Here is a 25,979-nt window from a genome sequence, read left to right as displayed (position 1 = left end):
GGGGCAAGCCTGCTCCCACGCTGCCAGTATCGGACGCGTGGGAGCGGGCTTGCCCCGCGATGCGTTTGCCAGCCCCCCTTTCGTCTACCATTGAAACCTGTCCGCCCCCGCCCCATCTAAGCACCATAGCCATTCACGCAGGTGCCCCATGAGCGACCAGCAGGATCTTCCGGAACATCCCGACGAACACAGCGAAGTCGAACACCTCGAAGCGGCCTCCACCCCAGGCCACTCCCTCGCCCTGCCCGGCCAACAGTTGCCGGACAAGGTCTATGTGATCCCAATTCACAATCGCCCATTCTTCCCGGCCCAAGTGCTGCCGGTCATCGTCAATGAAGAACCCTGGGCAGAAACCCTCGACCTGGTAGCCAAGACCGATCATCACTCGCTGGCGCTGTTCTTCATGGACACGCCGCCCGAGGACCACCGCCACTTCGACACCTCGGCGCTGCCGGAGTACGGCACCTTGGTCAAGGTGCACCACGCCAGCCGCGAAAACGGCAAGTTGCAGTTCGTCGCCCAAGGCCTGACCCGCGTGCGCATCCGCACCTGGCTCAAGCACCACCGCCCGCCTTATCTGGTGGAAGTCGAATACCCGCGCCAGTCGACCGAGCCAACCGATGAGGTCAAGGCCTACGGCATGGCCCTGATCAACGCGATCAAAGAGCTGCTGCCACTCAACCCGCTGTACAGCGAAGAGTTGAAGAACTACCTCAACCGCTTCAGCCCCAACGATCCTTCGCCACTGACCGACTTTGCCGCTGCGCTGACCTCAGCGACCGGCAACCAGTTACAGGAAGTGCTCGACTGCGTGCCGATCCTCAAGCGCATGGAGAAGGTCTTGCCGATGCTGCGCAAGGAGGTCGAGGTCGCCCGTTTGCAGAACGAGATCTCCGCCGAGGTCAATCGGCAGATCGGCGAGCACCAGCGCGAGTTCTTCCTCAAGGAGCAGCTCAAGGTCATCCAGCAGGAACTGGGCCTGACCAAGGACGATCGCAGTGCCGACCTTGAGCAGTTCAAGCAACGCCTGGAAGGCAAGACCTTGCCTGCTGCCGCCCAAAAACGCATCGACGAAGAGATGGGCAAGCTGGCGATTCTGGAGACCGGCTCACCCGAATACGCCGTCACCCGCAATTACCTGGAATGGGCCAGCGCCCTGCCTTGGGGCGTGTATGGCAAGGACAAGCTCGACCTCAAGCATGCGCGCAAAGTGCTCGACCAGCATCATGCCGGCCTCGATGACATCAAGGAGCGCATCCTTGAGTTCCTCGCCGTGGGCGCCTGGAAGGGCGAGATCAGTGGCTCTATCGTGCTGTTGGTCGGCCCGCCCGGGGTCGGCAAGACCAGTATCGGTAAATCGATTGCCGAATCACTTGGCCGGCCGTTCTACCGCTTCAGCGTCGGCGGTATGCGCGACGAGGCCGAGATCAAGGGCCACCGCCGCACCTACATCGGCGCCCAGCCGGGCAAGCTGGTGCAGGCGCTCAAAGAGGTCGAGGTGATGAACCCGGTGATCATGCTCGACGAGATCGACAAGATGGGCCAGAGCTACCAGGGCGATCCGGCTTCGGCGCTGCTGGAAACCCTCGATCCGGAGCAGAACGTCGACTTCCTCGACCATTACCTGGACCTGCGCCTGGACCTGTCCAAGGTGCTGTTCGTGTGCACCGCCAACACCCTCGACTCGATCCCCGGGCCGTTGCTCGACCGCATGGAAGTGATTCGCCTGTCCGGCTACATCACCGAAGAGAAAATGGCGATCGCCAAGCGCCACCTGTGGCCCAAACAGTTGGAAAAAGCCGGTGTGGCCAAGACCAGCCTGAGCATCAGTGACAGCGCCCTGCGCACGGTCATCGAGGGCTATGCCCGTGAAGCCGGGGTTCGCCAGCTGGAAAAACAGCTGGGCAAGCTGGTGCGCAAGTCAGTGGTCAAGCTGCTGGACGACCCTACGGCGAAACTGAAGATCGCCCCGAAAGACCTGGAAGCCGCCCTGGGCATGCCGGTGTTTCGCAGCGAGCAGGTGTTGGCGGGCAAAGGCGTGATCACCGGCCTTGCCTGGACCAGCATGGGCGGCGCGACCCTGCCGATCGAGGCGACGCGCATCCATACCCTTAACCGCGGATTCAAGCTGACCGGCAAGCTTGGCGATGTGATGAAAGAGTCGGCCGAAATCGCCTACAGCTACGTCAGTTCCAACCTCAAGCAGTTTGGTGGCGATCCTGGGTTCTTCAACGAAGCCTTCATTCACCTGCATGTACCGGAAGGCGCCACGCCCAAGGACGGCCCAAGTGCCGGTGTGACCATGGCCAGCGCGCTGCTGTCGCTGGCTCGCGACCAGGTGCCGAAGAAAGGCGTGGCGATGACCGGCGAGCTGACCCTGACCGGCCAGGTCCTGCCGATCGGCGGTGTGCGCGAGAAAGTCATTGCGGCCAAGCGGCAGAAGATCTTCGAGCTGATCCTGCCGGAGGCCAACCGCGGTGATTTCGAGGAACTGCCCGATTACCTGCGCGAAGGGCTGACCGTGCACTTTGCCAAGCGCTTTGCCGATGTAGCGAAGGTGTTGTTCTAGACAGGGGGCCCTAGCGCCGGGCAATCCCGCCCCTACAGGACTGTGGTAAACCCTGTAGGAGCGGGCTTGCCCGCGATAGGGCCAGAACAGCCAACACAAAATTCTCACCGCTTCGGTTATCCTCAGGCATCGCCAGCCCTTTGGAGCCAACATGACTGCACTCCGTCTGCTCGTTCCCCTGAGCCTCACCCTGCTTGCCGCCTGTAGCCATCAGTCGCGCCAAACCGTCGAGCTGGGCGCAGAAAACGAATGCCCGATACGCCTGCAAACAGGCCAGAACCTGACCCTGAGCCTGCCAAGCAACCCCACCACCGGCTACCGCTGGCTGGTGCAAAACCCGGCCACCAACATCCTTCGGCCGATCGGCGCAGAGGTCTACACCCAACCCGAGCAGGCCGGGCTGGTCGGTAGTGCAGGCGTCTCGACCTGGCGTTTCCAGGCCAAAGCCCCCGGCGATGGCCACCTGATCCTGGTCTACCAGCAGCCCTGGGCTCCGGAGGTGCGCCCGGTACAGACCTTCGATTGCGAGATCAAGGTGAATTAAACACGCAGCGCTGGTCAGCCATTCATGCATCCTTGGCGCAGTTTGGCTAAAATGCTGGCCCTTTACCCAGCCAGCACCCTGGACCTTACGTGAGCAAACAACCCGACCGCCTATTCGCCGAGCCTCTTGAGCAGGTACCCGACTTCGTGTTCAACGAAGACGTGGTGCGGGTGTTCCCGGACATGATCAAGCGCTCGGTGCCAGGTTACCCGACCATCGTCGAGAACCTTGGCGTGCTGGCCGCACGCTTCGCCCAGCCCAATACCGCGCTGTATGACCTGGGCGCCTCGCTCGGCGCGGTGACGCAATCCTTGCGCCGCCATGTGCGCAGTGACGGTTGCCGGGTGATCGCGGTGGACAACTCCGCAGCGATGGTCGAGCGTTGCCGCCAGTACCTCACCGCACAAGACTCGATGTTCCAGGAGCTGCTGCCGGTACAGGTGCTGGAGGCGGACATTCTTGCCCTGCCCTTCGAGCCAGCCTCGGTAGTGGCGATGAACTTCACCCTGCAATTCATCGCCCCCGAGCAACGCCTCGAGCTGCTCACACGCATCCACCAGGCGTTGCTGCCGGGCGGTGCGCTGATCCTTTCGGAAAAGCTGTGCTTCGCCGATGAGCAGGAGCAGGCGTTGCTTGCCGAGCTGCATGTGGACTTCAAGCGCGCCAATGGCTACAGCGAACTGGAAATTGCCCAGAAGCGCAGCGCCATCGAAAACGTCATGCGCCCCGACACGCTTGAAACCCATGAACAGCGCCTGCGCGCTGCCGGTTTCTCCAAGGTGGTGCCGTGGTTCCAATGCCTTAACTTTGCCTCACTGATAGCCCTGCCATGATCGATCTGTCTCCCCTCGTCCGCCGCCTGGCGGGCACCCCCCTGGCTAACTGGTCGCAAGGCCTGCAAGCGCAGCTGCAAAGCAAACTGGAAAAAGGCCACGGTGACCTCGAACGCTGGCGCGGCGCCTTGGACACCTTGCCCGACCTGCAACCGAGCCAGATCGATCTGGTCAATGGCCTGCGCCTGGACAGCGACTGCGATGAGGCCAGCCGCGCGCAGATGCGCCAGGCGCTGATGGGCTTGTCGCCTTGGCGCAAAGGGCCGTTCGATCTGTTCGGCGTGCATGTCGACACCGAATGGCACTCGGACTGGAAATGGTCGCGGGTCGCTCCGCACCTGGACCTGAACGGCAAGCGCGTACTGGATGTCGGCTGTGGCAATGGCTACTACCAGTGGCGCATGCTCGGTGCCGGCGCTGACATGGTCATCGGCGTCGACCCCAACTGGTTGTTCTTCTGCCAGTTCCAGGCGGTGCAAAAGTACCTGCCAGAGCTGCCAGCCTGGCACTTGCCGTTCGCCCTGGAAGAGTTGCCAGCCAACCTCGAAGGCTTCGACACCGTGTTCTCGATGGGCGTGTTCTATCACCGGCGCTCGCCGATCGAGCACCTGCTGGCGCTCAAGGACTGCCTGGTCAAGGGCGGCGAACTGGTGCTGGAAACCTTGGTGATCGAAGGTGACGAGCATCAGGTGCTGGTCCCGGAAGATCGCTATGCGCAGATGCGTAACGTCTGGTTCCTGCCTTCGGTGCCGGCATTGGAACGTTGGTTGCGCCGCGCAGGCTTCAGTGACGTACGCTGCGTCGACGTCAGCGTCACCAGCGTCGAAGAGCAACGCAGCACCGACTGGATGCGCTACCAATCGCTGGGCGACTTCCTCGACCCGGACGACCACAGCAAGACCATCGAAGGCCTGCCGGCACCTCGCCGCGCGACCATCCTGGCGCGCAAATAAAACAGGCGCCCGGCAATGGGCGCCTAACGACACCGCCTGGCAGGAGCAACGCCAGGCGGCTGGGTGAAACTAGTCCTTGGCTACTTCACGGGCCTTTTCCGCTTGCTTACGCTCACGCTCGGCCACGGCCTGGTCCTGCTTGCCATGCAAGCGCTCCTGGTCTTGGCGGAATGCCTCCCAGAACTGCCGCGAACGCTCCGCGCCGCCTTCGGCCAAGGCCGTGGTGCTGCCCAGAGTGAGCAGTGCCAGCAACAGGTACTTGGTCAGGTTCATGGTGATTTGCCTCATAAGGGTTCAGATGAGGCCATCCTAGAGGGCGGTAGCTAACGCCAAGGTGAGGCGCACATTACAGTCTTGCAAGGCTGGCTTTCGGGGCGGTTGGTTCACCCTATCGCGTCTGTAAGCGCGGGTTTGTGCCACGTTAGGGCCCTGACTGTCAGGGAAATGGCTGGCACATTACAAATCCGTAATCCAGGCAAAACACCGCTTCGCATGCCGTAACATTGCCTCGCTTGACCCTCATCCCACTTCAGGGTCGAGAATCGCCGCCCTTCACCTGACCGAGCCCGACCATGCGTCTACTGATCATCGAAGACGAACTGCGCACCGCCGACTACCTGCAGCAAGGCCTGCGCGAGAACGGCTACGTGGTCGACTGCGCCCACACCGGCATCGACGGCCTGCACCTGGCCCGCCAGCAGGCATATGACCTGGTGATCCTCGACGTCAACCTGCCCGAGCTGGACGGCTGGAGCGTATTGCAGCGCCTGCGCGCCGATTCGGCCACGCGAATCATGATGCTCACCGCCCATGGTCGCCTGGCCGACCGGGTCAAAGGCCTGGACCTGGGTGCCGACGACTACCTGCTCAAACCGTTCGAATTCCCCGAGCTACTGGCGCGAATCCGCAGCCTGCTGCGGCGCAACGACCAACAGCTACAACCGAGCACCCTGCGCGTCGCTGACCTGGAGCTCGACCCAGGCCGTCATCGTGCCTGGCGCGGCGGCAAGCGCATCGACCTGACCGCCAAGGAATTCGCCCTGCTGCACCTGTTGATGCGTCAAAGCGGCGAAGTGCTGTCGCGCACGCAGATCATCTCGTTGGTGTGGGACATGAACTTCGATTGCGATACCAACGTGGTCGAGGTCTCCATCCGCCGCTTGCGGGCGAAGATCGACGATCCGTTCGAAGACAAGCTGATCCATACCTTGCGCGGCGTTGGCTACGTGCTCGAGGCGCGTCCTTGAAGCCTGCCAGCCTGTCGCTACGGCTGGGCCTGAGCGTAACCCTGATGGGCGCCACCCTGGTCCTGCTGCTGGCCTGCCTGGCAGTGTTCGCCCTCGATCATGAACTCGATAGCCGTGCCCGCAAGGACCTGGCGCGCAAGATGCTCCAGGTCGAGCACAACTTGCGGGTCGATCTGCGCAGCGGTGACTTGGCCACTCGCGCCCATCCGCTGCTCGATCTGGTCATGGGCCATGACAACCTCAGCCTCAATGTCCTGGCACTCAACGGCCGGCACCCGCCGCTGCTCAGCCTTGGCCCAGCGCTGGAGTCACAGGCGCTCCGCGAACTGCAGACCGGCGCGACGCTGGCCTTCGCGCAGTGGCAAGACAGCGCCGGCAACCAGATCCTCACTGCCACCCGCTTGATGCGCCTGCGCGATGACACGCCGGTGCGGGTGATGATGTCGCTCAACCGCGACGACGATAACAGCCTGCTGCAAGCCTACCTGCACTCGACACTGCTGGCCCTGCCCTTGCTGCTGGTGCTGATCGGCATTGGCGCGTGGAAGCTGGTGCAACGCGGCCTCAAGCCGCTGCGTCACTTTCGGCGGGTGGCCGGTCAGGTGTCGGCTCAGGACCTCACTCACCGCCTGCCCGACAGCGGCTTGCCGTTTGAACTGGCGGAGCTTGCCGGCGCCATCAACGTGATGCTCGATCGCCTGGATCAAGGCGTGCGGCAGCTGTCGCAGTTCTCCGATGACCTCGCCCATGAGCTGCGCACGCCCTTGAGCAACCTGATGGGCAAGGCCCAGGTCACCCTGGCTCGTGAGCGTGACAGCGAGAACTATCGCGAGGTCCTGGAAGACAGTATCGAGGAGCTGACCCGGCTCAACCGCATCATCAACGACATGCTGTTCCTCGCCCAAGTCAGCCAACCGCAGGCGCAGGTCGTGCTCAAACCCTTGGCATTGGCCGAAGAGGCCGAGCGGGTCGGCGAGCTGTTCGCGTTCAGCGCCGAGCTCAAGGATATCGAGCTGAAGCTGCAAGGTTGGGGCACGGCGCTGGCCGACCGGTTGATGTTCCAGCGGGCGCTGTCGAATCTGTTGAGCAATGCCATCAGGCATAGCCCTGAAGGGCAGCGCGTGACGGTAGGCATTGGCCGGCACGCTGAGCATGCCTGGGTGTGGGTGGAGAACCAGGGGCCAGGGATCGCCCCGGCACACCAGCCACAGCTGTTCGAACGTTTCTACAGGGCTGGATGCGGGCGTTCGCGGCTCGAAGGTGGTACCGGACTGGGGCTGGCGATCGTGCAGTCGATCATGCACTTGCACGGCGGCAGGGTTGAGGTGAGTAGCCGGCCGGAAGGGCCAACCCGGTTTACTTTGCTGTTTCGCGCAGAATGAATCGCGGGGCGGGCCCCGCGATCAGCTAAGGCGATCGCGCCTAGGCTTGCTTAGCGCGATGCCTGGACAATCAGCGCTTTCATCTCCGCCACCGCCGCCTTGAAGCCAACGAACAGCGCATGTGCGACCAGCGCATGACCAATGTTCAACTCGTTGATGCCCTTGATCGCCGCCACCGCTTCAACGTTGTGGTAATGCAGGCCGTGACCGGCGTTGACGATCAGGCCCTGGCCCACGCCAAAGGCCACGCCATCGACGATGCGCTTGAGCTCTTCAGCCACTTCGGTCGGGGTTTGGGCGTCAGCATAGCGGCCGGTGTGCAACTCGATCGCAGGCGCGCCGACACGACGCGAGGCTTCGATCTGGCGCTCATCGGCGTCGATGAACAGCGAGACTTCAGCGCCAGTACGCGACAGGCGCTCAACTGCTGCCTTGATCCGCGCTTCTTGCCCAGCCACGTCCAGGCCACCTTCGGTGGTCAGTTCCTGACGGGTTTCGGGGACCAGGCAGATATGCGCCGGGCGGATTTTTTCGGCGAACAGCATCATCTCTTCAGTGACGCCCATCTCGAAGTTCATGCGCGTTTGCAGCACCTCCTTGAGTACCAGCACATCGCGCTCCTGGATATGCCGGCGGTCTTCGCGCAGGTGTACGGTGATGCCGTCGGCACCTGCCTCCTCGGCATCCAGGGCAGCCTTGACCGGGTCTGGGTAGCGGGTGCCGCGGGCCTGGCGCAGGGTCGCCACGTGGTCGATGTTGACGCCAAGAAGCATGCGGTTGCTGTGAGTCACGAAAGGCTCTCCTGAAGATTTAGCCACACAGCATACGACGTGCTTAGCGCTTGCGAAACAGTTCCCGACTGACCAGCGGCTTTGGCCCCAGATGGACCGCCAGCGCCTGGCGCATCAAGCGCTTGGCGGCCAGCAGTGCGCCGGGGGCTTCCCAGTTCGCTTGCGCCAGGGCCAGCAGCTCGTCACCCTTGAATAATCCGGGCTGCAGCAGCTCGACGCGCTCAAGACCTGCGTCCACTTGCAAGCGATACAGGCCTTCGGCGGCAATCGGGGTGTCGTTGATGTCGTGATCCAGCGCAAAGGCGTAGCCCAGCTCATCGAGCAGGCGCCATTCGAAGGCGCGCAGCAGCGGCTCCAAGGGCCGGCCTTCGCCGAGCGCCTGCAAGGTCAATGCGTAATGCTCGAACAGCGCCGGATGAGGCGCTTCGGCAGGCAGCAGGCGCATCAGCAACTCATTGAGGTACAAACCGCTGAACAAGGCGTCGCCATGCAGCCAGGCGGCAATCCCCACGCTGTCCAGACGGCCGACGTTCTTCAGCTCGCCGCGCCCGCGCAGCTCGACTTCAAGCGGCACGAAACAGCGCACCAGGCTGCCACCCTTGCCCCGCGCCCGGCGCAGCACCGCTCGCACCCGCCCCTGGGGGGTGAGCAAGTCCACCAGCGCACTGGTTTCCTTGTAGGCGCGGCTGTGGAGCACGAAGGCCGGCTGGGCGGCGGGTTGTTCCATCACAGAGCACTCGATGTCAGAAATAACTGTGGGAGCGGGCTTGCCCTGCGATCGCCATCGCGGGGCAAGCCCGCTCCCACAGGAGCAAAGGCGGAGCGTAAGGCTTACAGGTCGCCGTAGCCCAGCGAACGCAGGGCGCGTTCGTCATCGGACCAGCCGCCTTTGACCTTGACCCACAGGTTGAGCATGACCTTGGCGTCGAACAGGGTTTCCATGTCCTTGCGCGCGTCAGAGCCGATGCGCTTGATGCGCTCGCCCTTGTCGCCAATGATGATCTTCTTCTGGCCATCTCGCTCGACCAGGATCAATGCATGGATGTGCAGCACATGGCCCTGCTGCTTGAACTCTTCGATCTCGACGGTGATCTGGTACGGCAGCTCGGCACCGAGCTGGCGCATGATCTTCTCGCGCACCAGCTCCGCGGCGAGGAAGCGGCTGCTGCGGTCGGTGATCTGGTCTTCCGGGAAGAAGTGCTCGTTTTCCGGCAGGTGCTTGGCGATCAGCGCCTCGAGCGATTCGAGGTTGTGCCCCTGCTGCGCGGAGATTGGCACGATCTCGGCGTTCGGCAACTGCTCCTGCAGCCATTTCAGGTGCGGGATCAGCTCGGCCTTCTCGTCCATCCGGTCGGTCTTGTTGACGGCCAGGATGAGCGGGCCGGTCACGTACTGCACCCGCTCGAGCACCAGCTGGTCTTCTTCGGTCCAGCGGGTACGGTCGACCACGAAAATAACCACGTCGACGTCCTTGAGGGCGGCCGAAGCGGTGCGGTTCATGTAGCGGTTGAGCGCTTTGTCGTTGGCCTTGTGCATGCCGGGGGTGTCGACGTAGATCGCCTGCACATCACCTTCGGTCTTGATCCCGAGCATGTTGTGACGGGTGGTCTGCGGCTTGCGCGAGGTGATCGCCAGCTTTTGCCCGAGGATGTGGTTGAGCAAGGTCGACTTGCCCACGTTGGGGCGACCCACGATGGCTACGTAACCGCAGCGGGTTGGGTTGTTCTCAGTCATTGCCATTCTCCACGCCCAGGGCGATCAATGCAGAAGCCGCGGCGACTTGCTCGGCGATACGCCGGCTAACGCCCTGGCCACGGCTCTTGTTGTTCAGCAGCACCACTTCGCATTCGACGAAGAAGGTGCGGCAGTGAGGTTCGCCCTGGATGTCGACCACTTCGTAACGTGGCAACTCACAGGCCCGCGACTGCAGGAACTCCTGCAGGCGGGTCTTGGGGTCTTTGTTGGTGTCGACCAGCGTCAGGCTCTCGAATTCATCGGTCAGCCAGGCCAGGATGCGCTCGCGCGCAGTCTCCATGTCGGCGTCCAGATAAATGGCGCCGATCAGCGCTTCGAGGGCATCGGCGAGGATCGATTCGCGGCGAAAACCGCCGCTCTTGAGCTCGCCCGAACCCAGGCGCAAGTATTCACCCAGGTCAAAGCCGCGGGCCAGACGCGCCAGGGTTTCGCCCTTGACCAGGCGTGCGCGCAGGCGCGACAGCTGGCCTTCGCGCGCTTGGGGGAAGCGCTCGAACAGCGCCTCGCCAGCGACGAAGTTGAGAATGGCATCGCCGAGGAACTCCAGACGCTCGTTATTGCGCCCGGCGTAGCTGCGATGGCTCAGGGCCAGGAGCATCTGGTCCTTGTTCTTGAAGGTGTAGCCGAGCTTGCGCTCCAGGCGTTCAAGGGGAGCACTCATGCGGCCACCCGTGGGTTATTCAACGCGTTGTTCAAATCAACATCCTGAAAGACTGTTTTGCTGTGGATCGCCCCTGTTCAGGTGGCGAAATCTCCCGATCCCTGAGAACACAGCCTATGTCAGAAAAGCATTCGGCGCTGTCTGTCAGACAACGCCGATGGGTATCAATGGATCAGGCCGACCCGCGACAGGTTGGGCATATGGCTGAGCTTGGGCTCTGGCCAGCTCATCCAGACCGCGAAAGCCTTGCCGACGATGTTGCGGTCCGGGACCATGCCGTGCAGTTCTTTAGGGATGTTCGGGTCATCCCAGTAACGGCTGTCGTTGGAGTTGTCGCGGTTGTCGCCCATCATGAAGTAATGGCCAGCCGGCACGGTCCATTGCTGGTCCGGCGGCATGCGATAGCGGCTCATCTCCTTGCGGATCAGGTGCTCGGTCTCGCCCAGCTTTTCCTTGTACAGCTCAGCGCTGCCCAAGGTGCCTGGCTCGGTACCGACCAACTGCTCGGCGACCGGCTGACCGTTGACATACAAACGCTTGTCGCTGGTATAGCGGATCTGGTCGCCCGGCAGGCCGACCACGCGCTTGATGTAGTTGACGTTCGGGTCGCTTGGATAGCGGAACACCATCACGTCCCCGCGCTGCGGATCACCCACGTCGATGACCTTTTTATCGATCACCGGCAGCCGAATGCCGTAGGAGAACTTGTTCACCAGGATGAAGTCGCCGACTTCCAGGGTCGGTTTCATCGACCCGGAAGGGATCTGGAACGGCTCGACCAGAAACGAGCGCAGTACCAGCACGATGAACAGCACCGGGAAGAACGACTTGCCGTACTCGACCAGCAACGGCTCCTTGTTCAGCTTCTCGACCACAGCCATTTCGGGCTGAGTGACGCTGCCCTGGTAGTTGGCGATCGCTGCGCGCCGGCGCGGGGCCAGGAACAGCAGGTCGATCAGACCCAACAAGCCACAGACTGCGACGGCGATGACGAGCAACAGCGGGAAATTTAGCGACATAGGACCTAGCTATCCAACCTGAGCACGGCGAGGAAGGCCTCTTGTGGAATCTCCACATTGCCCACCTGTTTCATGCGTTTCTTACCGGCCTTCTGCTTCTCCAGCAGCTTGCGTTTACGGCTAACGTCACCACCGTAGCACTTGGCCAGTACGTTCTTTCTGAGCGCCTTGACAGTGGTACGCGCAACGATCTGCCCGCCAATGGCGGCCTGGATCGCAACGTCGAACATCTGCCGAGGAATCAGTTCCTTCATCTTCTCGGTCAACGCACGACCTTTGTAGTGCGCGTTATCGCGGTGCACGATCAGTGCCAGGGCGTCGACCTTGTCGCCGTTGATCAGCACGTCCAGTTTGACCAGGTTGGCCGACTGGTAGCGATCGAAATGATAGTCCAGCGAGGCATAACCGCGGCTGGTCGACTTCAGGCGGTCGAAGAAGTCCAGCACCACCTCGTTCATCGGCAGGTCATAACGCACCTGCACCTGCGAGCCGAGGAACTGCATGTCGCGCTGCACGCCACGCTTCTCGATGCACAGGGTGATGACGTTACCCAGGTGCTCTTGCGGCACGAGGATGTTGGCCTGCACGATCGGCTCGCGGAAATCTTCGACCGACGACACGTCCGGCAGCTTGGACGGGTTGTCGACGTAGATGGTTTCGCCGGTCTTGAGCTTGACCTCGAAGATTACGCTTGGCGCGGTGGTGATCAGGTCAAGGTCGTATTCGCGCTCCAGGCGCTCCTGGATGATTTCCATGTGCAGCATGCCGAGGAAGCCGCAACGGAAGCCGAAGCCCAGTGCGTCGGAGCTTTCCGGCAGGTATTGCAGCGACGAGTCGTTCAGGGTCAGTTTCTGCAACGCGTCGCGGAAATCCTCGAAATCGTCGGAACTGACCGGGAACAGGCCGGCATACACCTGTGGTTGGATCTTCTTGAAGCCTGGCAGCACTTCGACCTCAGGGGTCGAGGACAGGGTCAGGGTGTCACCGACCGGTGCACCATGAATGTCTTTGATGCTGGCGATGATGAAGCCTACTTCGCCGGCCTTGAGGTCTGCGGTCTGGGTGTGCTTGGGGGTGAATACACCGACGCTGTCGACCAGGTGCACCTTGCCGGTGGACTTGACCAGAATCTTGTCGCCCTTCTTCACCCGGCCATGGCGCACACGCACCAGCGACACGACCCCAAGGTAGTTGTCGAACCAGGAGTCGATGATCAGCGCCTGCAGGGGCGCGTCGATATCGCCTTCGGGTGCGGGAATGGTCTGTACCAGGCGCTCGAGCACTTCGTCAACGCCCATGCCGCTCTTGGCGCTGCAAGCCACGGCATCGGTAGCGTCGATGCCGATGATCTTCTCGATCTCGTCCTTGACGCGGTCCGGGTCGGCCTGGGGCAGGTCCATCTTGTTCAGCACTGGCATGACTTCCAGGCCTTGCTCGATGGCGGTGTAGCAGTTGGCGACCGACTGCGCTTCGACACCTTGACCGGCGTCCACCACCAGCAGCGCGCCCTCACAGGCGGCCAGCGAACGGCTGACTTCGTAGGTGAAGTCGACGTGGCCGGGGGTGTCGATGAAGTTCAGCTGGTAGGTCTTGCCGTCCTGGGCCTTGTAATGCAGCGTGACGCTGTGGGCCTTGATGGTAATACCGCGCTCGCGCTCCAGGTCCATGGAATCCAGGACCTGGGCTTCCATTTCGCGCGCCGACAGGCCACCGCACATCTGGATGAAACGGTCGGCCAGCGTCGACTTGCCATGGTCGATGTGGGCGATGATGGAGAAATTGCGGATATGACTCAAATCACTCACGGGTCAACACTCGGAAAAGGCTGCGAGCCGGACGCCCGCCGAAAAATAGCCGGGAATTGTACCTTAAGCCGATGGCTTATGGGAGATTCCTGATCGGCAGTCATGGCATCTACGTGCTGAGGCGTGGGAGCGGGCTTGCCCCCCCGCGATTGCTGGCTGATCAAGTAGATAGGGGGGCTTGGTCGCTCACAATCGCGGGGCAAGCCCGCTCCCACGGTGCATGAAACTTTCAATCAGTGACGAAAAAGGGCAGCCGAAGCTGCCCTTTCCTACCTTGTTACCGGATTATTCAGCCAGTTTGAAGGTGATGAAGCTGGCGCGCCCCTGACGCAGAACGCGCATCGACACCGAACGGTTCTTCGGCAGGCCCTTGGCAATCTCGGTGAACTCCTTGGCGTTGCTGATCGCCTGGTTGTTCAGGTGGCTGATGACGTCACCCGGACGCAGGCCGATCAGTGCCGCAGGGCCATCCTGGACTTCCTTGATGACCACACCACCCTTGAGCTCAAGCGATTTTTTCTGCTCGGCGGTCAGGTCAGTCACCGAGACGCCCAGACGGTTGCTGCTGCGCTCGGCGCCGCCTTGGGCACCGGTAGCGATATCGGCATCATCTTCCGGCAGTGCGCCGACGGTGACATCAAGGTTCTGCCGCTTGCCGTTGCGGATAATCTCAAGCTTGGCCTTGGCGCCGTCCTTGAGGCTGCCGACCAGGTGCGGCAGATCAGCCGACATGACGATCGGCTGACCATTCATGCTGAGGATCACATCACCGACCTGCAGGCCACCTTTGGCAGCCGGGCCGTCTTCCAGAACCTGAGCGACCAAGGCACCGGCAGGCTTGTCGAGGCCGAACGATTCAGCCAGGTCTTTGTTGACCTCCTGGATCACCACGCCGAGCCAGCCGCGGTTGACCTTGCCGTCCTTTTTCAACTGGTTGGAGACATCCAGCGCCACGTCGATCGGGATAGCGAAGGACAGGCCCATGAAGCCACCGGAGCGGGTGAAGATCTGCGAGTTGATGCCGACGACTTCACCTTTCATGTTGAACAGCGGGCCACCGGAGTTACCCGGGTTGATCGCCACGTCCGTCTGGATGAACGGCACATAGGTGTCGTTAGGCAGGGTACGACCCTTGGCGCTGACGATCCCTTTGGTCACCGAATGATCGAAGCCAAACGGCGAACCGATGGCCAGCACCCACTCCCCGACCTTGAGCTTCTCGGAGTCGCCCAGTTTTACCGTTGGCAGGTTTTTGCCTTCGACCTTGAGCAGGGCCACGTCAGTACGCGGGTCGGTGCCGACCAGCTTGGCCTGCAGCTCGCTGCGATCGGACAGGCGCACGATGATTTCGTCGGCGTCGGCCACGACATGGTTATTGGTCAGCACGTAGCCATCGCTAGAAATGATGAAGCCCGAGCCGAGCGACTGTGCTTCACGCTGGCGGTCGCCACGCGGCGAACGCGGCTGTTGCGGCATATTGCGTTCGAAGAACTCGCGGAACATCGGTGGCAGGCCTTCGAGGTCGGGCATGGTCCCGGCAGCGAGGCGGTCTGGCAGCTTCTGTTTGGTACTGATGTTGACCACGGCCGGTGAGGCCTGCTCCACCAGGGTAGTGAAGTCCGGCAGGGCTTCTTCGGCCTGAGCGCTGAGCACCTGACCGAGCATGAGCACGGCGGCGAACATAGACAGATAGGATTTCAAGCGTGGTATTGACATACGGCTCCCGTCACAACGAGCGTAGTTAGCAGTAAGACCCCTGCTGACGCAGGCAAGGCCAGACCTCAAGAAGTCTGACCTATAGAAAATTTACGAGGGGATTGCAAATGACAATGCTTTAATTTCATTTCAGCCCCGTGATTTCGGGGCTGATGAAAGGACGCTGAAGGTCATTACTGACGCGCCTGAGCATCCTGCGCCCGCATGGACAATGCCACACGTTCGGCGGTACCCAAAGGAATCTCTCCAACCACGGTCACCATGACTTTGCCATTGGGCGTATTGAGTTGGCGCGAAACGGCCACGGTTGGGCCTAGCTGGGTTCGGATATCGTTGCCCGAGCTACCCTTGACCGGTTCCAGGAACACTGAGAAGCGCGCCAGACCGTCGTCATACATCAAGCTGCTGACCGTACTGTTGCGCGAAGCGTCGCGGCGACTGGAGCTGTTGATCAGTTCGAAGCCTGGCGGCAACCAGTCCGAGCGCCAGGCCACCTTGGATCCGCCAGGCGCCGAGGCAACCGGCTGGACAGGCTTGCACGAGGCACTGGCATGTAGCTCTTGATCGCTTGGGGCGGTGGTATTCAAACGGGTCATCTGGAAGCGCTCGAGCAACTGGCCCTTGTCGTTGAGCATCAACGAGCGCAGGGGCAATCCAGTCTCACGGTCCAGATGTAATTCGAAGGCGTAACGATGCTGGTCGCGTGGAGTGAGTGTGACGATTACCGCATCGCGATCAGCGACCCGGGATTCACCCGCAAGCCTCAAGTCGTACCAACTCATCAGCTTGAGCGGATCGAGCATGCGCGGCGCAGAGTCAGGTGGCGCTGCCACCCCGCTGGCCAGAGCTCCGCTAACGCACTGCACCTTGCCATCGACACGCACGATTTCCTGGGCCGCGCCATCGAGCTGCAATAGCCGCTCGCTGACCCTGCCATTGTGCACACGGTGCCAGATATCGTGGGAAGAGAAGCTGCCGTTACGTTCGTAAACGAAGGAACCCTGGTAACTCTGTACTTGCTCGGCTCGTGCCAGCTTGTTCAACCACTCACTCGCCTCAGGCGAGGAGTTGGCTGCCAACGCTGGCACCGTCATGCAGCTGCCTAGTAGCAGCGACAGGAGAGGTAGCGCGCGCATGATCCTCCTTACTAGCGGTTTTCCAGGCTGGCAGCGCGGGCGTATGGCAGGGCGGTTTCAGTGCCCTTGAGCGCAGATTCCTGGGCGTGCTGGCGCAGGTAGCCTGGCAGACGCTGATCCCAGCCGGCCTGGTTCTGCAGCACACCGTTGGCCATTGGCCCGGTCGGTTGCTCACTGCTTTCACTATAGCCTGCCAATACAGCCGGGCCTTGTGTTTGCGGCATGCTCAGACCTTGCTGTGCCGGTTGCTGGGAAGCCAACTCGCTACCGGTGATTTCGTCTTGGTTGTACAGGCGTACACCTGCCAGCACCGCAACGGTCACCGAGGCAGCCACGGCCAGACGGCCAATGCTACGCCATGGACCTTGCTTGACCTTGGCCGGCACGGCTTCATCGGCCAGTGCTGCAGATACCGCCGAGGCGATATCCAGCTTCGGCAGCAGCAGTTCCTTGTGCATCGCTGCGCGGGCAACCTGGTAACGCGACCAGGTAGCACGGGTGTCTGCGTCATCGACGGCGCTGAGCACCCGACGCAATTCCAATTCGTCCGCTTCGTTATCCATCACCGCGGACAGCGATTCCTGCAAAGCTTCACGACTCATGGCGGTTCCTCTCTTGGCTGTCGCCGCTGTCTCAGGATTCCTGCAACAACGGCTGCAGGGCTTTATCAATGGCCTCCCGAGCGCGGAAGATTCGAGAGCGCACGGTACCCACCGGACATTGCATGACGCTCGCAATGTCCTCGTAACTCAGACCATCAAATTCACGCAAAGTTAGTGCAGTGCGTAGATCTTCTGGCAGTTGCTGGATGGTGCGATGGACGGTGCCTTCGATTTCATCCCGCAACAACGAGCGCTCTGGGGACTCGAGATCCTTGAGACCATGATCGCCGTCGTAAAACTCCGCATCCTCGGAGCTCACATCGCTGTCTGGGGGCCGTCTACCACGGGACACCAGATAGTTTTTCGCCGTGTTGATGGCGATGCGGTACAGCCAGGTATAAAACGCACTGTCTCCGCGAAAATTTCCAAGCGCTCGGTACGCCTTGATAAAGGCTTCCTGCGCCACATCCTGGGCTTCATGGGTGTCGTGTACGAAACGCACGATCAACCCGAGAATCTTGTGCTGATACTTCAGCACCAACAGATCGAACGCTCGCCTGTCGCCGCGCTGTACGCGCTCAACAAGCTGCTGATCCTCTTCCTGGGTTAGCATGAACACTCCTCAGTGAACTCGAAGGAGCGTTGCCACAGCCATCGTTCAGGCTTGCAACCATAGACTCGGGCTTTGCGCAAAAGTTCTCCCCTCCAAGCAAGTTTCCTGCGGCCTCTGGTCGGCTCGCACGAAAAACACACAGCGCGGTCACGGCCGGCTGCGTCGATAATCGGGTCTCGAATACGCAGGTGTCAGCCCGGATCGAGCTACCGCCCTGCGTCGCCTTGGCATTTGTGGCGTATGGGCAGCCTTCATAGGATTTCCCGGCATGTCGGAAAGTTCCCACGAAGATCACCATCGCTACGCAAGCGCCATTGGAAATCAGGCGCCTGGGGCTGCTATAAAGGCATCCCGGCTATGTTTCACGATAGTTTCACAATGCCATCTGCGCATGACTATTGTGCCGTTCCCCTACCCCAGATTACTAGTGTCCCGACATGAGCCAACAATTCCAACATGATGTCCTGGTGATCGGCAGTGGTGCAGCTGGCCTGAGCCTGGCCCTCAACCTCCCCAGCCACCTGCGTATTGCCATTTTGAGCAAGGGCGACCTGGCCAATGGCTCGACGTTCTGGGCGCAGGGCGGCGTCGCGGCGGTGCTGGACGACACCGATACCGTGCAATCGCATGTCGAGGACACGCTCAATGCCGGCGGCGGCCTGTGCAACGAAGACGCCGTGCGCTTCACCGTCGAGCATAGCCGCGAGGCCATCGAGTGGCTGATCGAGCAAGGCGTGCCTTTTACCCGCGACGAGCATGCCAGCGTCGACGACGGCGGTTTCGAGTTTCACCTGACCCGCGAAGGCGGTCATAGCCACCGACGCATCATCCATGCCGCCGACGCCACTGGCGCGGCGATCTTCACCACCCTGCTGGAACAAGCCCGCAAGCGCCCGAACATTGCCTTGCTGGAACAGCGGGTGGCGGTCGACCTGATCACCGAACGGCGCCTGGGCCTGGATGGCCAACGCTGCCTGGGCGCCTACGTGCTTGACCGCAATACCGGCGAGGTCGACACCTTTGGCGCACGCTTCACGGTGCTGGCCACGGGCGGCGCGGCCAAGGTCTATCTGTATACCAGCAATCCCGACGGTGCCTGTGGCGATGGCATCGCCATGGCCTGGCGCGCCGGCTGTCGGGTGGCCAACCTTGAATTCAACCAGTTTCATCCGACCTGCCTGTATCATCCGCAAGCCAAGAGCTTCCTGGTAACCGAGGCCCTGCGCGGCGAAGGCGCCCTGCTGCGACTGCCCAATGGCGAACGCTTCATGCCGCGCTTCGACCCGCGTGAAGAGCTGGCCCCACGCGATATCGTCGCCCGCGCGATCGACCACGAGATGAAGCGCCTGGGCGTGGATTGCGTCTATCTGGACATCACCCACAAGCCGGCCGACTTCATCAAGAGCCACTTCCCCACAGTCTATGAGCGCTGCCTGACCTTCGGCATCGACATTACCCGCCAGCCCATCCCAGTGGTGCCGGCCGCCCACTACACCTGCGGCGGGGTCATGGTCGATGACCGTGGTCATACCGATGTGCCGGGCCTGTACGCCATTGGCGAGACCAGCTTTACCGGCCTGCACGGCGCCAACCGCATGGCCAGCAACTCGCTGTTGGAGTGCTTTGTCTATGGCCGCTCGGCTGCGGCCGACATCGAGGCGCATCTTGAGCAGATCAGCATGCCAACTGCCCTGCCCTGCTGGGATGCCAGCCAGGTCACCGACTCGGACGAGGATGTGATCATTGCCCACAACTGGGACGAGCTGCGCCGGTTCATGTGGGACTATGTGGGGATCGTGCGCACCAACAAGCGCCTGCAGCGGGCGGAGCACCGGGTGCGGTTGCTGCTCGATGAGATCGATGAGTTCTACAGCAACTACAAGGTCAGTCGCGATTTGATCGAGTTGCGTAACCTGGCACAAGTCGCGGAGCTGATGATTCGTTCGGCCATGCAGCGCAAGGAAAGCCGGGGCTTGCACTACACCCTGGACTATCCAGGAATGCTGCCCGAGGCGCGTGACACTGTTCTGGACCCACGCTGAAGAAAGACACGCAACGTTATCTGCTGGCTATCGGCGCCCACCGTCTGCGGCTGAACTTCAGCCGCAGACGCAAGCGCCGATGCTGATCCACCCCCAGCGCGTCTTTGGGGATGCACTGACTTTCACTGATACGCCGTCCTTCGCGCACGAAACGCAACACCACCAGACGCGGCAGGGCAATACTGTCAGGCAATAACCGCACCGGTTGCCAGCCATGAGCACGGCTGAACAGCCGCCAACCCTGCGGATCGCGGCGTAGACCGGTGATGGCCTCGGGGTGCGTCAGAAGAATTCGGCGGGGAATGGCCCAACTGGCGTGGGCAATGCCGATCAACAAAACCACGATTGCCAGCCACCAGGGCAGCGCACTGAGCCAGAGGGCCATGAGCGCCAGCGCCTGGCATGCCAGAAACGCCGTCAGCAACAGGCGCGAGCCCTGCCAACGGCATTCGAAGTGTTCACTTGGGCTGGACACGGTCCAGGATGATGCGAACCATGCGCTGCAGCTCTGGATCTTCCGATTCGGTGCGCTCCATGAACCAGCCGAACATGTCCTGATCTTCGCAGGAGAGCAGGCGAACATAGAGCTCGCGGTCCACTTCGCTCAGCGTGGGATAGACCTCCTGGGTGAATGGCACCAGCAGCACGTCCAGTTCCAGCATGCCGCGGCGGCTGTGCCAGAAAAGCCGGTTGAGTTCAGTTTGTTCGACCATGGGGCCCTCCTCGAATGGTCGGCCAGTATACAGCGCGGCGAAGCCAGCGGCACAAGGCGTTGGTCTAGTCACCTACCTATTTTGTTACCGGCGTTCTATGATGGCCGCCAGTCTTTAGTAACCGCGATGACCCATGGCCGACTCTGCTTTCTTCTGCCCCCTGTCCCACGAGGGCATTCTCGCCGTCCGCGGCTCCGACGCGGGCAAATTCCTGCAAGGCCAATTGACCTGCAACCTCAACTACCTGAGCCAGGAGCAATCGAGCCTTGGCGCTCGGTGCATGGTCAAAGGCCGCATGCAATCGAGCTTCCGCATCCTGCCCGAGGGCAACGGCTTTTTGCTGGCGATGGCCAGCGGCCTGCTCGAGGCGCAGCTTGCTGACTTGAAAAAGTACGCGGTGTTCTCCAAGGCCAGCCTGAACGACGAAAGCGCGGCCTGGGTTCGCTTTGGTCTTGAACATGGCGACGCGGCCCTGCAAGCCTTGGGGCTGGCGGTGCCTGGCGATGCTGGCGCTACCGTTCGTCATGAGGGCTTGATCGCTATTGCTGTCTCGCCTGGACGCGTGGAGCTCTGGGCACCTGCCGAACAAGCCGCCGCCGTGGGCGAACGACTCGCCGCCAGCTTGCCCGAAGGCACTCTCAACGATTGGCTGCTGGGCCAGATCCGCGCCGGTATCGGCCAGGTCATGGAGCAGACCCGCGAGCTGTTCATCCCGCAGATGATCAACCTGCAGGCTGTCGGCGGCGTGAGCTTCAAGAAAGGCTGCTACACCGGCCAGGAAATCGTCGCCCGCATGCAGTACCTGGGCAAGCTCAAGCGCCGCCAGTATCGCCTGGCCCTGGCCCAGGACGAGATCCCAGCGCCCGGCACCGAAGTGTTTTCGCCCACTCACAGCTCCTCGGTCGGCGAAGTGGTGATCGCCGCGCATGCCCACGCGGGCTGCGAACTGCTGGCCGTGCTGACCGCCGACTCGGTCGAGGACGACAACCTGCACCTGGGCAGCCCAGAAGGCCCGCGTCTGAGCCTGCTGAGCCTGCCTTACGAACTGGACCGCGACCGGGAAATCCAACGCTGACCAGCCCGCCCCGCCTACCCGCGGGGCCGCCCCATTGCGGTAGAGAAATCCATGAACAAGCTGGCCGAGATGGTTCAAGCGCAGTTGCTCGCAGCCATCGACAACGATGACCTGGTCTTGCCGACCCTGCCGGAAGTCGCCCTGAGCATCCGCGAGGCCGCCGAGGACAGCGAAATCAGCGTGGCCGCGTTGAGCAAGGTGATCGGCCGCGACGCCGCGCTGTCGGCGCGCCTGATCAAGGTGGTCAACAGCCCCCTGTTGCGCGCCGCCGTCGAGGTCACCGACCTGCACACCGCGATTACCCGCCTGGGCATCAACTACAGCTGCAACCTGGCCATTGGCCTGGTGATCGAGCAGATCTTCCATGCCCGCTCACCGGCGGTGGAACAGAAGCTGCGTGATATCTGGGCCAATAGCCTGGAAGTGGCAGGCATCAGCTATGAGCTGAGTCGGCGCTACACCCAGCTCAAGCCTGACCAGGCCACCCTTGGCGGCTTGGTGCATCAGATCGGCGCGTTGCCGGTGTTGATCTACGCCGAAGAGCACAATGAGCTGTTGTCTGATCCGGTCTGCCTGCATTACGTGATCGAGCAGATTCAACCAGTCTTGGGCGACAAGATTCTCAGCGCCTGGGAGTTTCCCGAGCAGCTGGTCAAGCTGCCGAGCGAAGTTCAGGACCTGGACCGGCGCACGGACAAGGTCGACTACATCGACATCGTGCAGATCGCCCGCTGCCTGAGCCAACGCGGCCGCAGCCGCCCCCTGGCCGCCCTGCCCGCTTACCGGCACCTGGGGCTGCCTTATGGGACTGAGTTGGATGTGGCGGATCTGCTTGAGGCGCGGAGTATGTTGCGCTAACGCCGCAGAATTGGCTCGTGGGAGCGGGCTTGCCCCGCGATAGTGCTCGGCAAGGCCATGTGGAGGCCCATTATGGCTATCGCGGGGCAAGCCCGCTCCCACGAGACCGTGTCGCATCTAGTCGGCAATGAAGCTCACCCGCACCTTCAAGCCGCCATTCTCGCCATCGTGCAAACTGATCTGGGCCAAATGTGCACGACAGATCTCGCCAACGATCGCCAAGCCCAGGCCACTGCCCTGCGCGCTGCGCCGATAGAAGCGCTCGAACACTCGCTCGCGCTCGTCCTCGGGTATCCCCGGGCCATCGTCCTCGACTTCCAGAACCGCCGGCGCCAGCACCCGCAGGATCACGTTGCCACCTGCAGGTGTATGAGCCAGGGCGTTGTCGACCAGATTGCTCAACAGTTCGTTGAGCAGGGTTGGCTCCCCCTTGAGCCACACAGGCGACTCGGCCTCCAGCGCTAGCGACACACCCCGTGCATGGGCCAGCGGCGCCATGGCCATACCCAAGTCGCGCGCCAACTGACTCAGGTCCAAGCGCTGGGCACCGCCCTCGGCAATCGCCCGCGCGCCATTCTCCACCCGCGCCAGGGATAACAGCTGGTTGGCCAAGTGGGTCAGCCGGTCAGTACCTTGTGCGGCAGACTCCAGGGTCTGGCGCCATTCCTGCGGCTCGTGCGAACGCAGCCCCAATTCGACCCGCGCCTTGAGCGCCGCCAACGGCGTGCGCAACTCATGGGCGGCATCGGCGATAAATTGTGCCTGACGCTCGAACTGCCCGCGCAGACGCTCGGTAAAGTGATTGAGCGCTCGCACCAACGGACCTAGCTCGCGCTGCACCTGAACCACCGGCAACGCCCGCAGGTCATCAGGCTGACGCTCTTCCACCGCCGTGCGCAAGCGCTCCAGCGGGCGCAGCGCGGCGCTGATGGCAAACCAGACCATCACCAATGCGCCCAACGCCAGCATCCCCAAGCGCAGCAGGGTGTCGGCCATCAACCCGCGAGCCATGCTCACCCGCGCCTCTTCGGTCTCGGCCACCCGAATCTCGGCCATGCCATTCATGTTCGGCTCGCTGACCGGCTTGAGCAGGCTGACCACGCGCACGTCCTGGCCGAGGTAGGTGGCGTTGTAGAAGCGCGCCAGGGCTGGATAGTCGTCCGTGCGTGGGGTGCCGGGGGGCGGTGGCGGCAGGTTCTCGTAGCCGGAGATCAGCCGCTGGTGAATATCCAACACTTGGTAGTAGATGCGTCCGGCGCTGTCATAGGCAAAGGTGTCCAGAGCCACGTAAGGCACATCGGCGCTCAAGGTGCCGTCACGCTGCGACAGGCCCGCAGCGATAGTGCGCGCCGAAGCCAGCAAGGTTCGGTCATAGGCGGTGTCGGCGGCTTCACGACCGTTCCAGTAGGCGCTCAGGCCGCTGGCCAGCATCAGCACCACCAGCAGCAACGCCAGGTTGGCCAGCAGCCGCCCGCGCAGGCTGGTGCTGTCACGCATCGCGGTGCTCGAGCAGATAGCCAAGGCCACGGAAGGTCACGATCGCCACCGGATGGCCATCGAGCTTCTTGCGCAGGCGGTGGATGTAGATTTCGATGGCGTCGGGGCTGGCGTCCTCATCCAGACCGAACACTTGGGCGGCCACCTGTTCTTTGCTCATCACCCGGCCCGGCCGGGCGATCAGCGCTTCGAGCACACCCTGCTCACGCGACGTCAGCGCCAGGTGCTCTTCACCCAAGCTGAAGCGGCGGGTATCCAGGTCGTACACCAGCGGGCCGCAACGTTGTTGGCGCTCGCCGCCCAACACACTGCGGCGCAGCAGCGCCTTGACCCGCGCCTCAAGCTCGGTGAGCTCGAACGGCTTGGCCAGGTAGTCGTCAGCGCCCAGGTTCAGCCCATGGACCCGATCCTTGACGTCACTGCGCGCGGTGAGCATCAGCACCGGCAGGGTTTTGCCGCGCGCACGCAAGCGGGCCAGCACCTCGAAGCCGTCCATGCGCGGCAAGCCGACGTCGAGCACAGCCACCGCGTACTCCTCGCTGGCCAAGGCCAGGTCGGCGGCGATGCCGTCGTGCAGCACGTCCACGGTCAGCCCATGGCTCTTGAGCGCCTGGGCCACGCTTTCGGCCAGTTGCAGGTGGTCTTCGACCAGCAGCACTCGCATCGGTTTTCTCCCTGCTTGGTTAGGTCGGGTGGCGCGGAGTGTACCGCCGTCATCGAGACTGTGAAGCCCCCGAGCGTTTCCTTTCACCCTGAAAGGTTAGCGAAAGGTTGGTTACCTAGCATCGCACCACGGTCGCTCCATGCGCCGACTATAAGCACCAGCAAGGTGCAAACCGATAAGAACAATAAACGGAGTCATCCTCGATGCTGCAAGCACAGCCGCAGGCGTTCGCGCCCACCCGTTCCCTTCGCACCCGTCCGTCTGCCCTCGCCAGCGCCTTTGCGCTTGCCGGTGTCGCACCTGTCAGCCAGGCCGCATTCTTCGAAGACAGCAGCGCCACCTTCGAAACCCGCAACATGTACTTCAATCGCGACTTCCGTGACGGCACCAGCAGCCAGCAGTCCAAGCGCGACGAGTGGGCCCAGGGCTTCATGCTCAACTTCGAGTCCGGCTACACCGAAGGTACCGTCGGCTTTGGCCTGGACGCGCTGGGCATGGTCGGCATCAAGCTCGACTCCAGTAAAGACCGCACCGATACCGGCCTGCTGCCGACCCATGATGACGGCAAGGCTGCCGATGAGTATTCCAAGCTGGGCCTGACCGGCAAGGTCAAAGTGTCGAAGACCGAGCTGAAGGTCGGCTCGCTGATCCCGGAACTGCCGACCCTGCAGCCCAACGATGGCCGCATCCTGCCGCAAACCTTCCAGGGCGGCCTGCTGACTTCCAACGAAATCAGCAACCTGACCATCACCGGTGGACGTCTGGAAAAAGCCAAGGACCGCAACGACACCAACTGGGAAGACATCGCCCTCAACAACAAGAACGGCCGTTTCGGTGGCACCTTCGCCGCCGACAACTACGACCTGGCCGGCCTTGACTACAAGTTCAGCGAGCGCATCACCGGCAGCTACCACGTCGCCCAACTCGACGATATCTATCGCCAGCACTTCGTCGGCATGGTCGCCACCCAGCCTTGGGGCCCAGGCACCTTCGGCGCCGACCTGCGCCTGGCGATCAGCGACGACCAAGGCCAGGCCCGCGCCGGCAAGATTGACAACACCACCGCCAACGGCATGCTCAGCTACGCCCTGGGCGGGCACAAGGTCAGTGGCGCCTACCAGCACCTGTCCGGCGACAGCGCCTTCCCCTATGTCGATGGCGCCGACCCGTACCTGGTCAACTTCGTCCAGATCAACGACTTCGCCGGGGCTGACGAGCACTCCTGGCAACTGCGCTACGACTACAACTTCGCCTCCTTAGGCATTCCCGGCCTGACCTTCATGACCCGTTACCTCAGCGGCGACAACGTCAGCCGCGCCGATGGCAGCGAGGGCAAGGAGTGGGAACGCAACACCGAGTTCAAGTACGTGGTACAAAGCGGCCCGTTGAAAAACGTCGCCGTGCGCCTGCGAAACGCCACCTTCCGCTCCAACTTTGCCCGCGACGCCGACGAAGTGCGGCTGCTGGTGAGCTACAGCGTGGCGCTGTGGTAACCCAATAACAA

Annotated in this window: 25 protein-coding genes; 10 read left to right on the top strand and 15 right to left on the bottom strand. The window is 62.3% G+C overall.

The annotated features are described in order from the left end of the window. Positions 1 to 148: 148 nt before the first annotated feature. The 4 genes from lon to cmoB all read left to right on the top strand — a co-directional run bounded on the left by lon (position 149) and on the right by cmoB (position 4,899). On the top strand, positions 149 to 2,569 hold the full coding sequence (gene lon / locus ACI2JX_RS11850) for an endopeptidase La (protein WP_368973657.1): 2,421 nt from the start codon (positions 149 to 151) through the stop codon (positions 2,567 to 2,569). Between the two features lie 151 nt (positions 2,570 to 2,720). Then, positions 2,721 to 3,113 (top strand): protease inhibitor I42 family protein, encoded by a 393-nt coding sequence (locus tag ACI2JX_RS11845; RefSeq protein WP_264236302.1) that lies wholly within the window; start codon positions 2,721 to 2,723, stop codon positions 3,111 to 3,113. Between the two features lie 89 nt (positions 3,114 to 3,202). Next, the gene (gene cmoA / locus ACI2JX_RS11840; protein ID WP_404690124.1) at positions 3,203 to 3,946 is read left to right on the top strand and encodes a carboxy-S-adenosyl-L-methionine synthase CmoA; all 744 of its coding nucleotides are present in this window, start codon (positions 3,203 to 3,205) and stop codon (positions 3,944 to 3,946) included. Continuing rightward, a complete protein-coding gene (cmoB, locus tag ACI2JX_RS11835) occupies positions 3,943 to 4,899 on the top strand; it encodes a tRNA 5-methoxyuridine(34)/uridine 5-oxyacetic acid(34) synthase CmoB (RefSeq protein WP_264236300.1) in 957 nt (318 codons plus the stop codon). Before cmoA ends, cmoB begins: the two co-directional genes overlap by 4 nt. 69 nt (positions 4,900 to 4,968) lie before the next feature. Here cmoB and ACI2JX_RS11830 read toward each other — a convergent pair whose 3' ends face one another. Beyond that, positions 4,969 to 5,172 carry a hypothetical protein gene (locus tag ACI2JX_RS11830; protein WP_186556172.1) on the bottom strand — a complete coding sequence of 68 codons (204 nt, stop codon included), beginning with the start codon at positions 5,170 to 5,172 and terminating at the stop codon, positions 4,969 to 4,971. 299 nt (positions 5,173 to 5,471) lie between these two features. Between ACI2JX_RS11830 and ACI2JX_RS11825 the strand changes: the two genes are divergently transcribed. Then, the gene (locus ACI2JX_RS11825) at positions 5,472 to 6,146 is read left to right on the top strand and encodes a heavy metal response regulator transcription factor (RefSeq protein WP_264236298.1); all 675 of its coding nucleotides are present in this window, start codon (positions 5,472 to 5,474) and stop codon (positions 6,144 to 6,146) included. Continuing rightward, positions 6,143 to 7,528 (top strand): heavy metal sensor histidine kinase, encoded by a 1,386-nt coding sequence (locus ACI2JX_RS11820; protein ID WP_404690123.1) that lies wholly within the window; start codon positions 6,143 to 6,145, stop codon positions 7,526 to 7,528. Before ACI2JX_RS11825 ends, ACI2JX_RS11820 begins: the two co-directional genes overlap by 4 nt. A 50-nt stretch (positions 7,529 to 7,578) precedes the next feature. On the opposite strand, the gene pdxJ is transcribed toward ACI2JX_RS11820, so the two are convergent. The 10 genes from pdxJ to rpoE all read right to left on the bottom strand — a co-directional run bounded on the left by pdxJ (position 7,579) and on the right by rpoE (position 17,626). Next, the gene (pdxJ, locus tag ACI2JX_RS11815; RefSeq protein WP_404690176.1) at positions 7,579 to 8,301 is read right to left on the bottom strand and encodes a pyridoxine 5'-phosphate synthase; all 723 of its coding nucleotides are present in this window, start codon (positions 8,299 to 8,301) and stop codon (positions 7,579 to 7,581) included. Positions 8,302 to 8,362: 61 nt separating this feature from the next. Then, positions 8,363 to 9,046, bottom strand: coding sequence for a DNA repair protein RecO (gene recO, locus ACI2JX_RS11810; RefSeq protein ID WP_368973654.1), 684 nt, complete (start codon positions 9,044 to 9,046; stop codon positions 8,363 to 8,365). Between the two features lie 104 nt (positions 9,047 to 9,150). After that, a complete protein-coding gene (gene era / locus ACI2JX_RS11805) occupies positions 9,151 to 10,053 on the bottom strand; it encodes a GTPase Era (protein WP_264236294.1) in 903 nt (300 codons plus the stop codon). After that, positions 10,046 to 10,735, bottom strand: a complete 690-nt coding sequence (gene rnc / locus ACI2JX_RS11800) for a ribonuclease III (RefSeq protein ID WP_186556166.1) — start codon at positions 10,733 to 10,735, stop codon at positions 10,046 to 10,048. Before rnc ends, era begins: the two co-directional genes overlap by 8 nt. A 164-nt stretch (positions 10,736 to 10,899) precedes the next feature. Further along, positions 10,900 to 11,754, bottom strand: coding sequence for a signal peptidase I (lepB, locus tag ACI2JX_RS11795; RefSeq protein WP_186556165.1), 855 nt, complete (start codon positions 11,752 to 11,754; stop codon positions 10,900 to 10,902). Between the two features lie 5 nt (positions 11,755 to 11,759). Then, the gene (gene lepA, locus ACI2JX_RS11790) at positions 11,760 to 13,559 is read right to left on the bottom strand and encodes a translation elongation factor 4 (protein WP_264236292.1); all 1,800 of its coding nucleotides are present in this window, start codon (positions 13,557 to 13,559) and stop codon (positions 11,760 to 11,762) included. Between the two features lie 285 nt (positions 13,560 to 13,844). Beyond that, a complete protein-coding gene (locus ACI2JX_RS11785) occupies positions 13,845 to 15,242 on the bottom strand; it encodes a DegQ family serine endoprotease (RefSeq protein WP_372353332.1) in 1,398 nt (465 codons plus the stop codon). Positions 15,243 to 15,448: 206 nt separating this feature from the next. Next, positions 15,449 to 16,411 carry a MucB/RseB C-terminal domain-containing protein gene (locus ACI2JX_RS11780; RefSeq protein ID WP_404690122.1) on the bottom strand — a complete coding sequence of 321 codons (963 nt, stop codon included), beginning with the start codon at positions 16,409 to 16,411 and terminating at the stop codon, positions 15,449 to 15,451. 11 nt (positions 16,412 to 16,422) lie between these two features. Beyond that, on the bottom strand, positions 16,423 to 17,013 hold the full coding sequence (locus ACI2JX_RS11775) for a sigma-E factor negative regulatory protein (protein WP_264236289.1): 591 nt from the start codon (positions 17,011 to 17,013) through the stop codon (positions 16,423 to 16,425). 31 nt (positions 17,014 to 17,044) lie between these two features. Then, positions 17,045 to 17,626, bottom strand: a complete 582-nt coding sequence (rpoE, locus tag ACI2JX_RS11770; protein ID WP_011535354.1) for an RNA polymerase sigma factor RpoE — start codon at positions 17,624 to 17,626, stop codon at positions 17,045 to 17,047. Positions 17,627 to 18,063: 437 nt separating this feature from the next. Between rpoE and nadB the strand changes: the two genes are divergently transcribed. Beyond that, positions 18,064 to 19,668, top strand: a complete 1,605-nt coding sequence (nadB, locus tag ACI2JX_RS11765) for an L-aspartate oxidase (protein WP_264236287.1) — start codon at positions 18,064 to 18,066, stop codon at positions 19,666 to 19,668. Positions 19,669 to 19,684: 16 nt separating this feature from the next. Here nadB and ACI2JX_RS11760 read toward each other — a convergent pair whose 3' ends face one another. Together ACI2JX_RS11760 and ACI2JX_RS11755 are read right to left on the bottom strand one after the other, a co-directional pair. Continuing rightward, complete coding sequence (locus ACI2JX_RS11760; RefSeq protein WP_404690121.1) at positions 19,685 to 20,143, bottom strand: protein YgfX; 459 nt, start codon at positions 20,141 to 20,143, stop codon at positions 19,685 to 19,687. After that, a complete protein-coding gene (locus ACI2JX_RS11755; RefSeq protein WP_186556158.1) occupies positions 20,127 to 20,381 on the bottom strand; it encodes a succinate dehydrogenase assembly factor 2 in 255 nt (84 codons plus the stop codon). Before ACI2JX_RS11755 ends, ACI2JX_RS11760 begins: the two co-directional genes overlap by 17 nt. Before the next feature lie 133 nt (positions 20,382 to 20,514). On the opposite strand from ACI2JX_RS11755, the gene ACI2JX_RS11750 reads away from it, so the two are divergent. Then, positions 20,515 to 21,456, top strand: a complete 942-nt coding sequence (locus ACI2JX_RS11750; protein WP_264236284.1) for a folate-binding protein YgfZ — start codon at positions 20,515 to 20,517, stop codon at positions 21,454 to 21,456. A gap of 51 nt (positions 21,457 to 21,507) precedes the next feature. After that, on the top strand, positions 21,508 to 22,314 hold the full coding sequence (locus tag ACI2JX_RS11745) for an HDOD domain-containing protein (RefSeq protein ID WP_264236283.1): 807 nt from the start codon (positions 21,508 to 21,510) through the stop codon (positions 22,312 to 22,314). Between the two features lie 117 nt (positions 22,315 to 22,431). Here the strand turns inward: ACI2JX_RS11745 and ACI2JX_RS11740 are convergent, their stop codons facing one another. Together ACI2JX_RS11740 and ACI2JX_RS11735 are read right to left on the bottom strand one after the other, a co-directional pair. Next, positions 22,432 to 23,811: a sensor histidine kinase gene (locus tag ACI2JX_RS11740; RefSeq protein WP_264236282.1), complete on the bottom strand. Its 1,380-nt coding sequence runs from the start codon at positions 23,809 to 23,811 to the stop codon at positions 22,432 to 22,434. Further along, positions 23,804 to 24,475: a response regulator gene (locus ACI2JX_RS11735; protein ID WP_186556154.1), complete on the bottom strand. Its 672-nt coding sequence runs from the start codon at positions 24,473 to 24,475 to the stop codon at positions 23,804 to 23,806. The genes ACI2JX_RS11740 and ACI2JX_RS11735 overlap by 8 nt, the downstream gene beginning before the upstream one ends. Before the next feature lie 203 nt (positions 24,476 to 24,678). On the opposite strand from ACI2JX_RS11735, the gene ACI2JX_RS11730 reads away from it, so the two are divergent. Continuing rightward, on the top strand, positions 24,679 to 25,968 hold the full coding sequence (locus tag ACI2JX_RS11730; protein WP_404690120.1) for an OprD family porin: 1,290 nt from the start codon (positions 24,679 to 24,681) through the stop codon (positions 25,966 to 25,968). The last annotated feature ends 11 nt before the right edge of the window (positions 25,969 to 25,979 follow it).

The sequence above is a fragment of the Pseudomonas sp. NPDC088890 genome (genome assembly GCF_044900155.1).
GTDB classification, from domain to species: Bacteria; Pseudomonadota; Gammaproteobacteria; order Pseudomonadales; family Pseudomonadaceae; genus Aquipseudomonas; species Aquipseudomonas urmiensis.
This window is presented reverse-complemented; position numbering and strand designations above follow the sequence as displayed.

Bases quoted from the DNA above. Each gene is read 5' to 3' on its own strand.
- lon (WP_368973657.1), top strand. From the start codon at position 149: ATGAGCGACCAGCAGGATCTTCCGGAACATCCCGACGAACACAGCGAA.
- ACI2JX_RS11845 (WP_264236302.1), top strand. From the start codon at position 2,721: ATGACTGCACTCCGTCTGCTCGTTCCCCTGAGCCTCACCCTGCTTGCC.
- cmoB (WP_264236300.1), top strand. From the start codon at position 3,943: ATGATCGATCTGTCTCCCCTCGTCCGCCGCCTGGCGGGCACCCCCCTG.
- ACI2JX_RS11830 (WP_186556172.1), bottom strand. From the start codon at position 5,172: ATGAACCTGACCAAGTACCTGTTGCTGGCACTGCTCACTCTGGGCAGC.
- ACI2JX_RS11825 (WP_264236298.1), top strand. From the start codon at position 5,472: ATGCGTCTACTGATCATCGAAGACGAACTGCGCACCGCCGACTACCTG.
- pdxJ (WP_404690176.1), bottom strand. From the start codon at position 8,301: ATGCTTCTTGGCGTCAACATCGACCACGTGGCGACCCTGCGCCAGGCC.
- recO (WP_368973654.1), bottom strand. From the start codon at position 9,046: ATGGAACAACCCGCCGCCCAGCCGGCCTTCGTGCTCCACAGCCGCGCC.
- era (WP_264236294.1), bottom strand. From the start codon at position 10,053: ATGACTGAGAACAACCCAACCCGCTGCGGTTACGTAGCCATCGTGGGT.
- rnc (WP_186556166.1), bottom strand. From the start codon at position 10,735: ATGAGTGCTCCCCTTGAACGCCTGGAGCGCAAGCTCGGCTACACCTTC.
- lepB (WP_186556165.1), bottom strand. From the start codon at position 11,754: ATGTCGCTAAATTTCCCGCTGTTGCTCGTCATCGCCGTCGCAGTCTGT.
- ACI2JX_RS11785 (WP_372353332.1), bottom strand. From the start codon at position 15,242: ATGTTCGCCGCCGTGCTCATGCTCGGTCAGGTGCTCAGCGCTCAGGCC.
- ACI2JX_RS11780 (WP_404690122.1), bottom strand. From the start codon at position 16,411: ATGCGCGCGCTACCTCTCCTGTCGCTGCTACTAGGCAGCTGCATGACG.
- ACI2JX_RS11775 (WP_264236289.1), bottom strand. From the start codon at position 17,013: ATGAGTCGTGAAGCTTTGCAGGAATCGCTGTCCGCGGTGATGGATAAC.
- rpoE (WP_011535354.1), bottom strand. From the start codon at position 17,626: ATGCTAACCCAGGAAGAGGATCAGCAGCTTGTTGAGCGCGTACAGCGC.
- nadB (WP_264236287.1), top strand. From the start codon at position 18,064: ATGAGCCAACAATTCCAACATGATGTCCTGGTGATCGGCAGTGGTGCA.
- ACI2JX_RS11755 (WP_186556158.1), bottom strand. From the start codon at position 20,381: ATGGTCGAACAAACTGAACTCAACCGGCTTTTCTGGCACAGCCGCCGC.
- ACI2JX_RS11750 (WP_264236284.1), top strand. From the start codon at position 20,515: ATGGCCGACTCTGCTTTCTTCTGCCCCCTGTCCCACGAGGGCATTCTC.
- ACI2JX_RS11745 (WP_264236283.1), top strand. From the start codon at position 21,508: ATGAACAAGCTGGCCGAGATGGTTCAAGCGCAGTTGCTCGCAGCCATC.
- ACI2JX_RS11740 (WP_264236282.1), bottom strand. From the start codon at position 23,811: ATGCGTGACAGCACCAGCCTGCGCGGGCGGCTGCTGGCCAACCTGGCG.
- ACI2JX_RS11735 (WP_186556154.1), bottom strand. From the start codon at position 24,475: ATGCGAGTGCTGCTGGTCGAAGACCACCTGCAACTGGCCGAAAGCGTG.
- ACI2JX_RS11730 (WP_404690120.1), top strand. From the start codon at position 24,679: ATGCTGCAAGCACAGCCGCAGGCGTTCGCGCCCACCCGTTCCCTTCGC.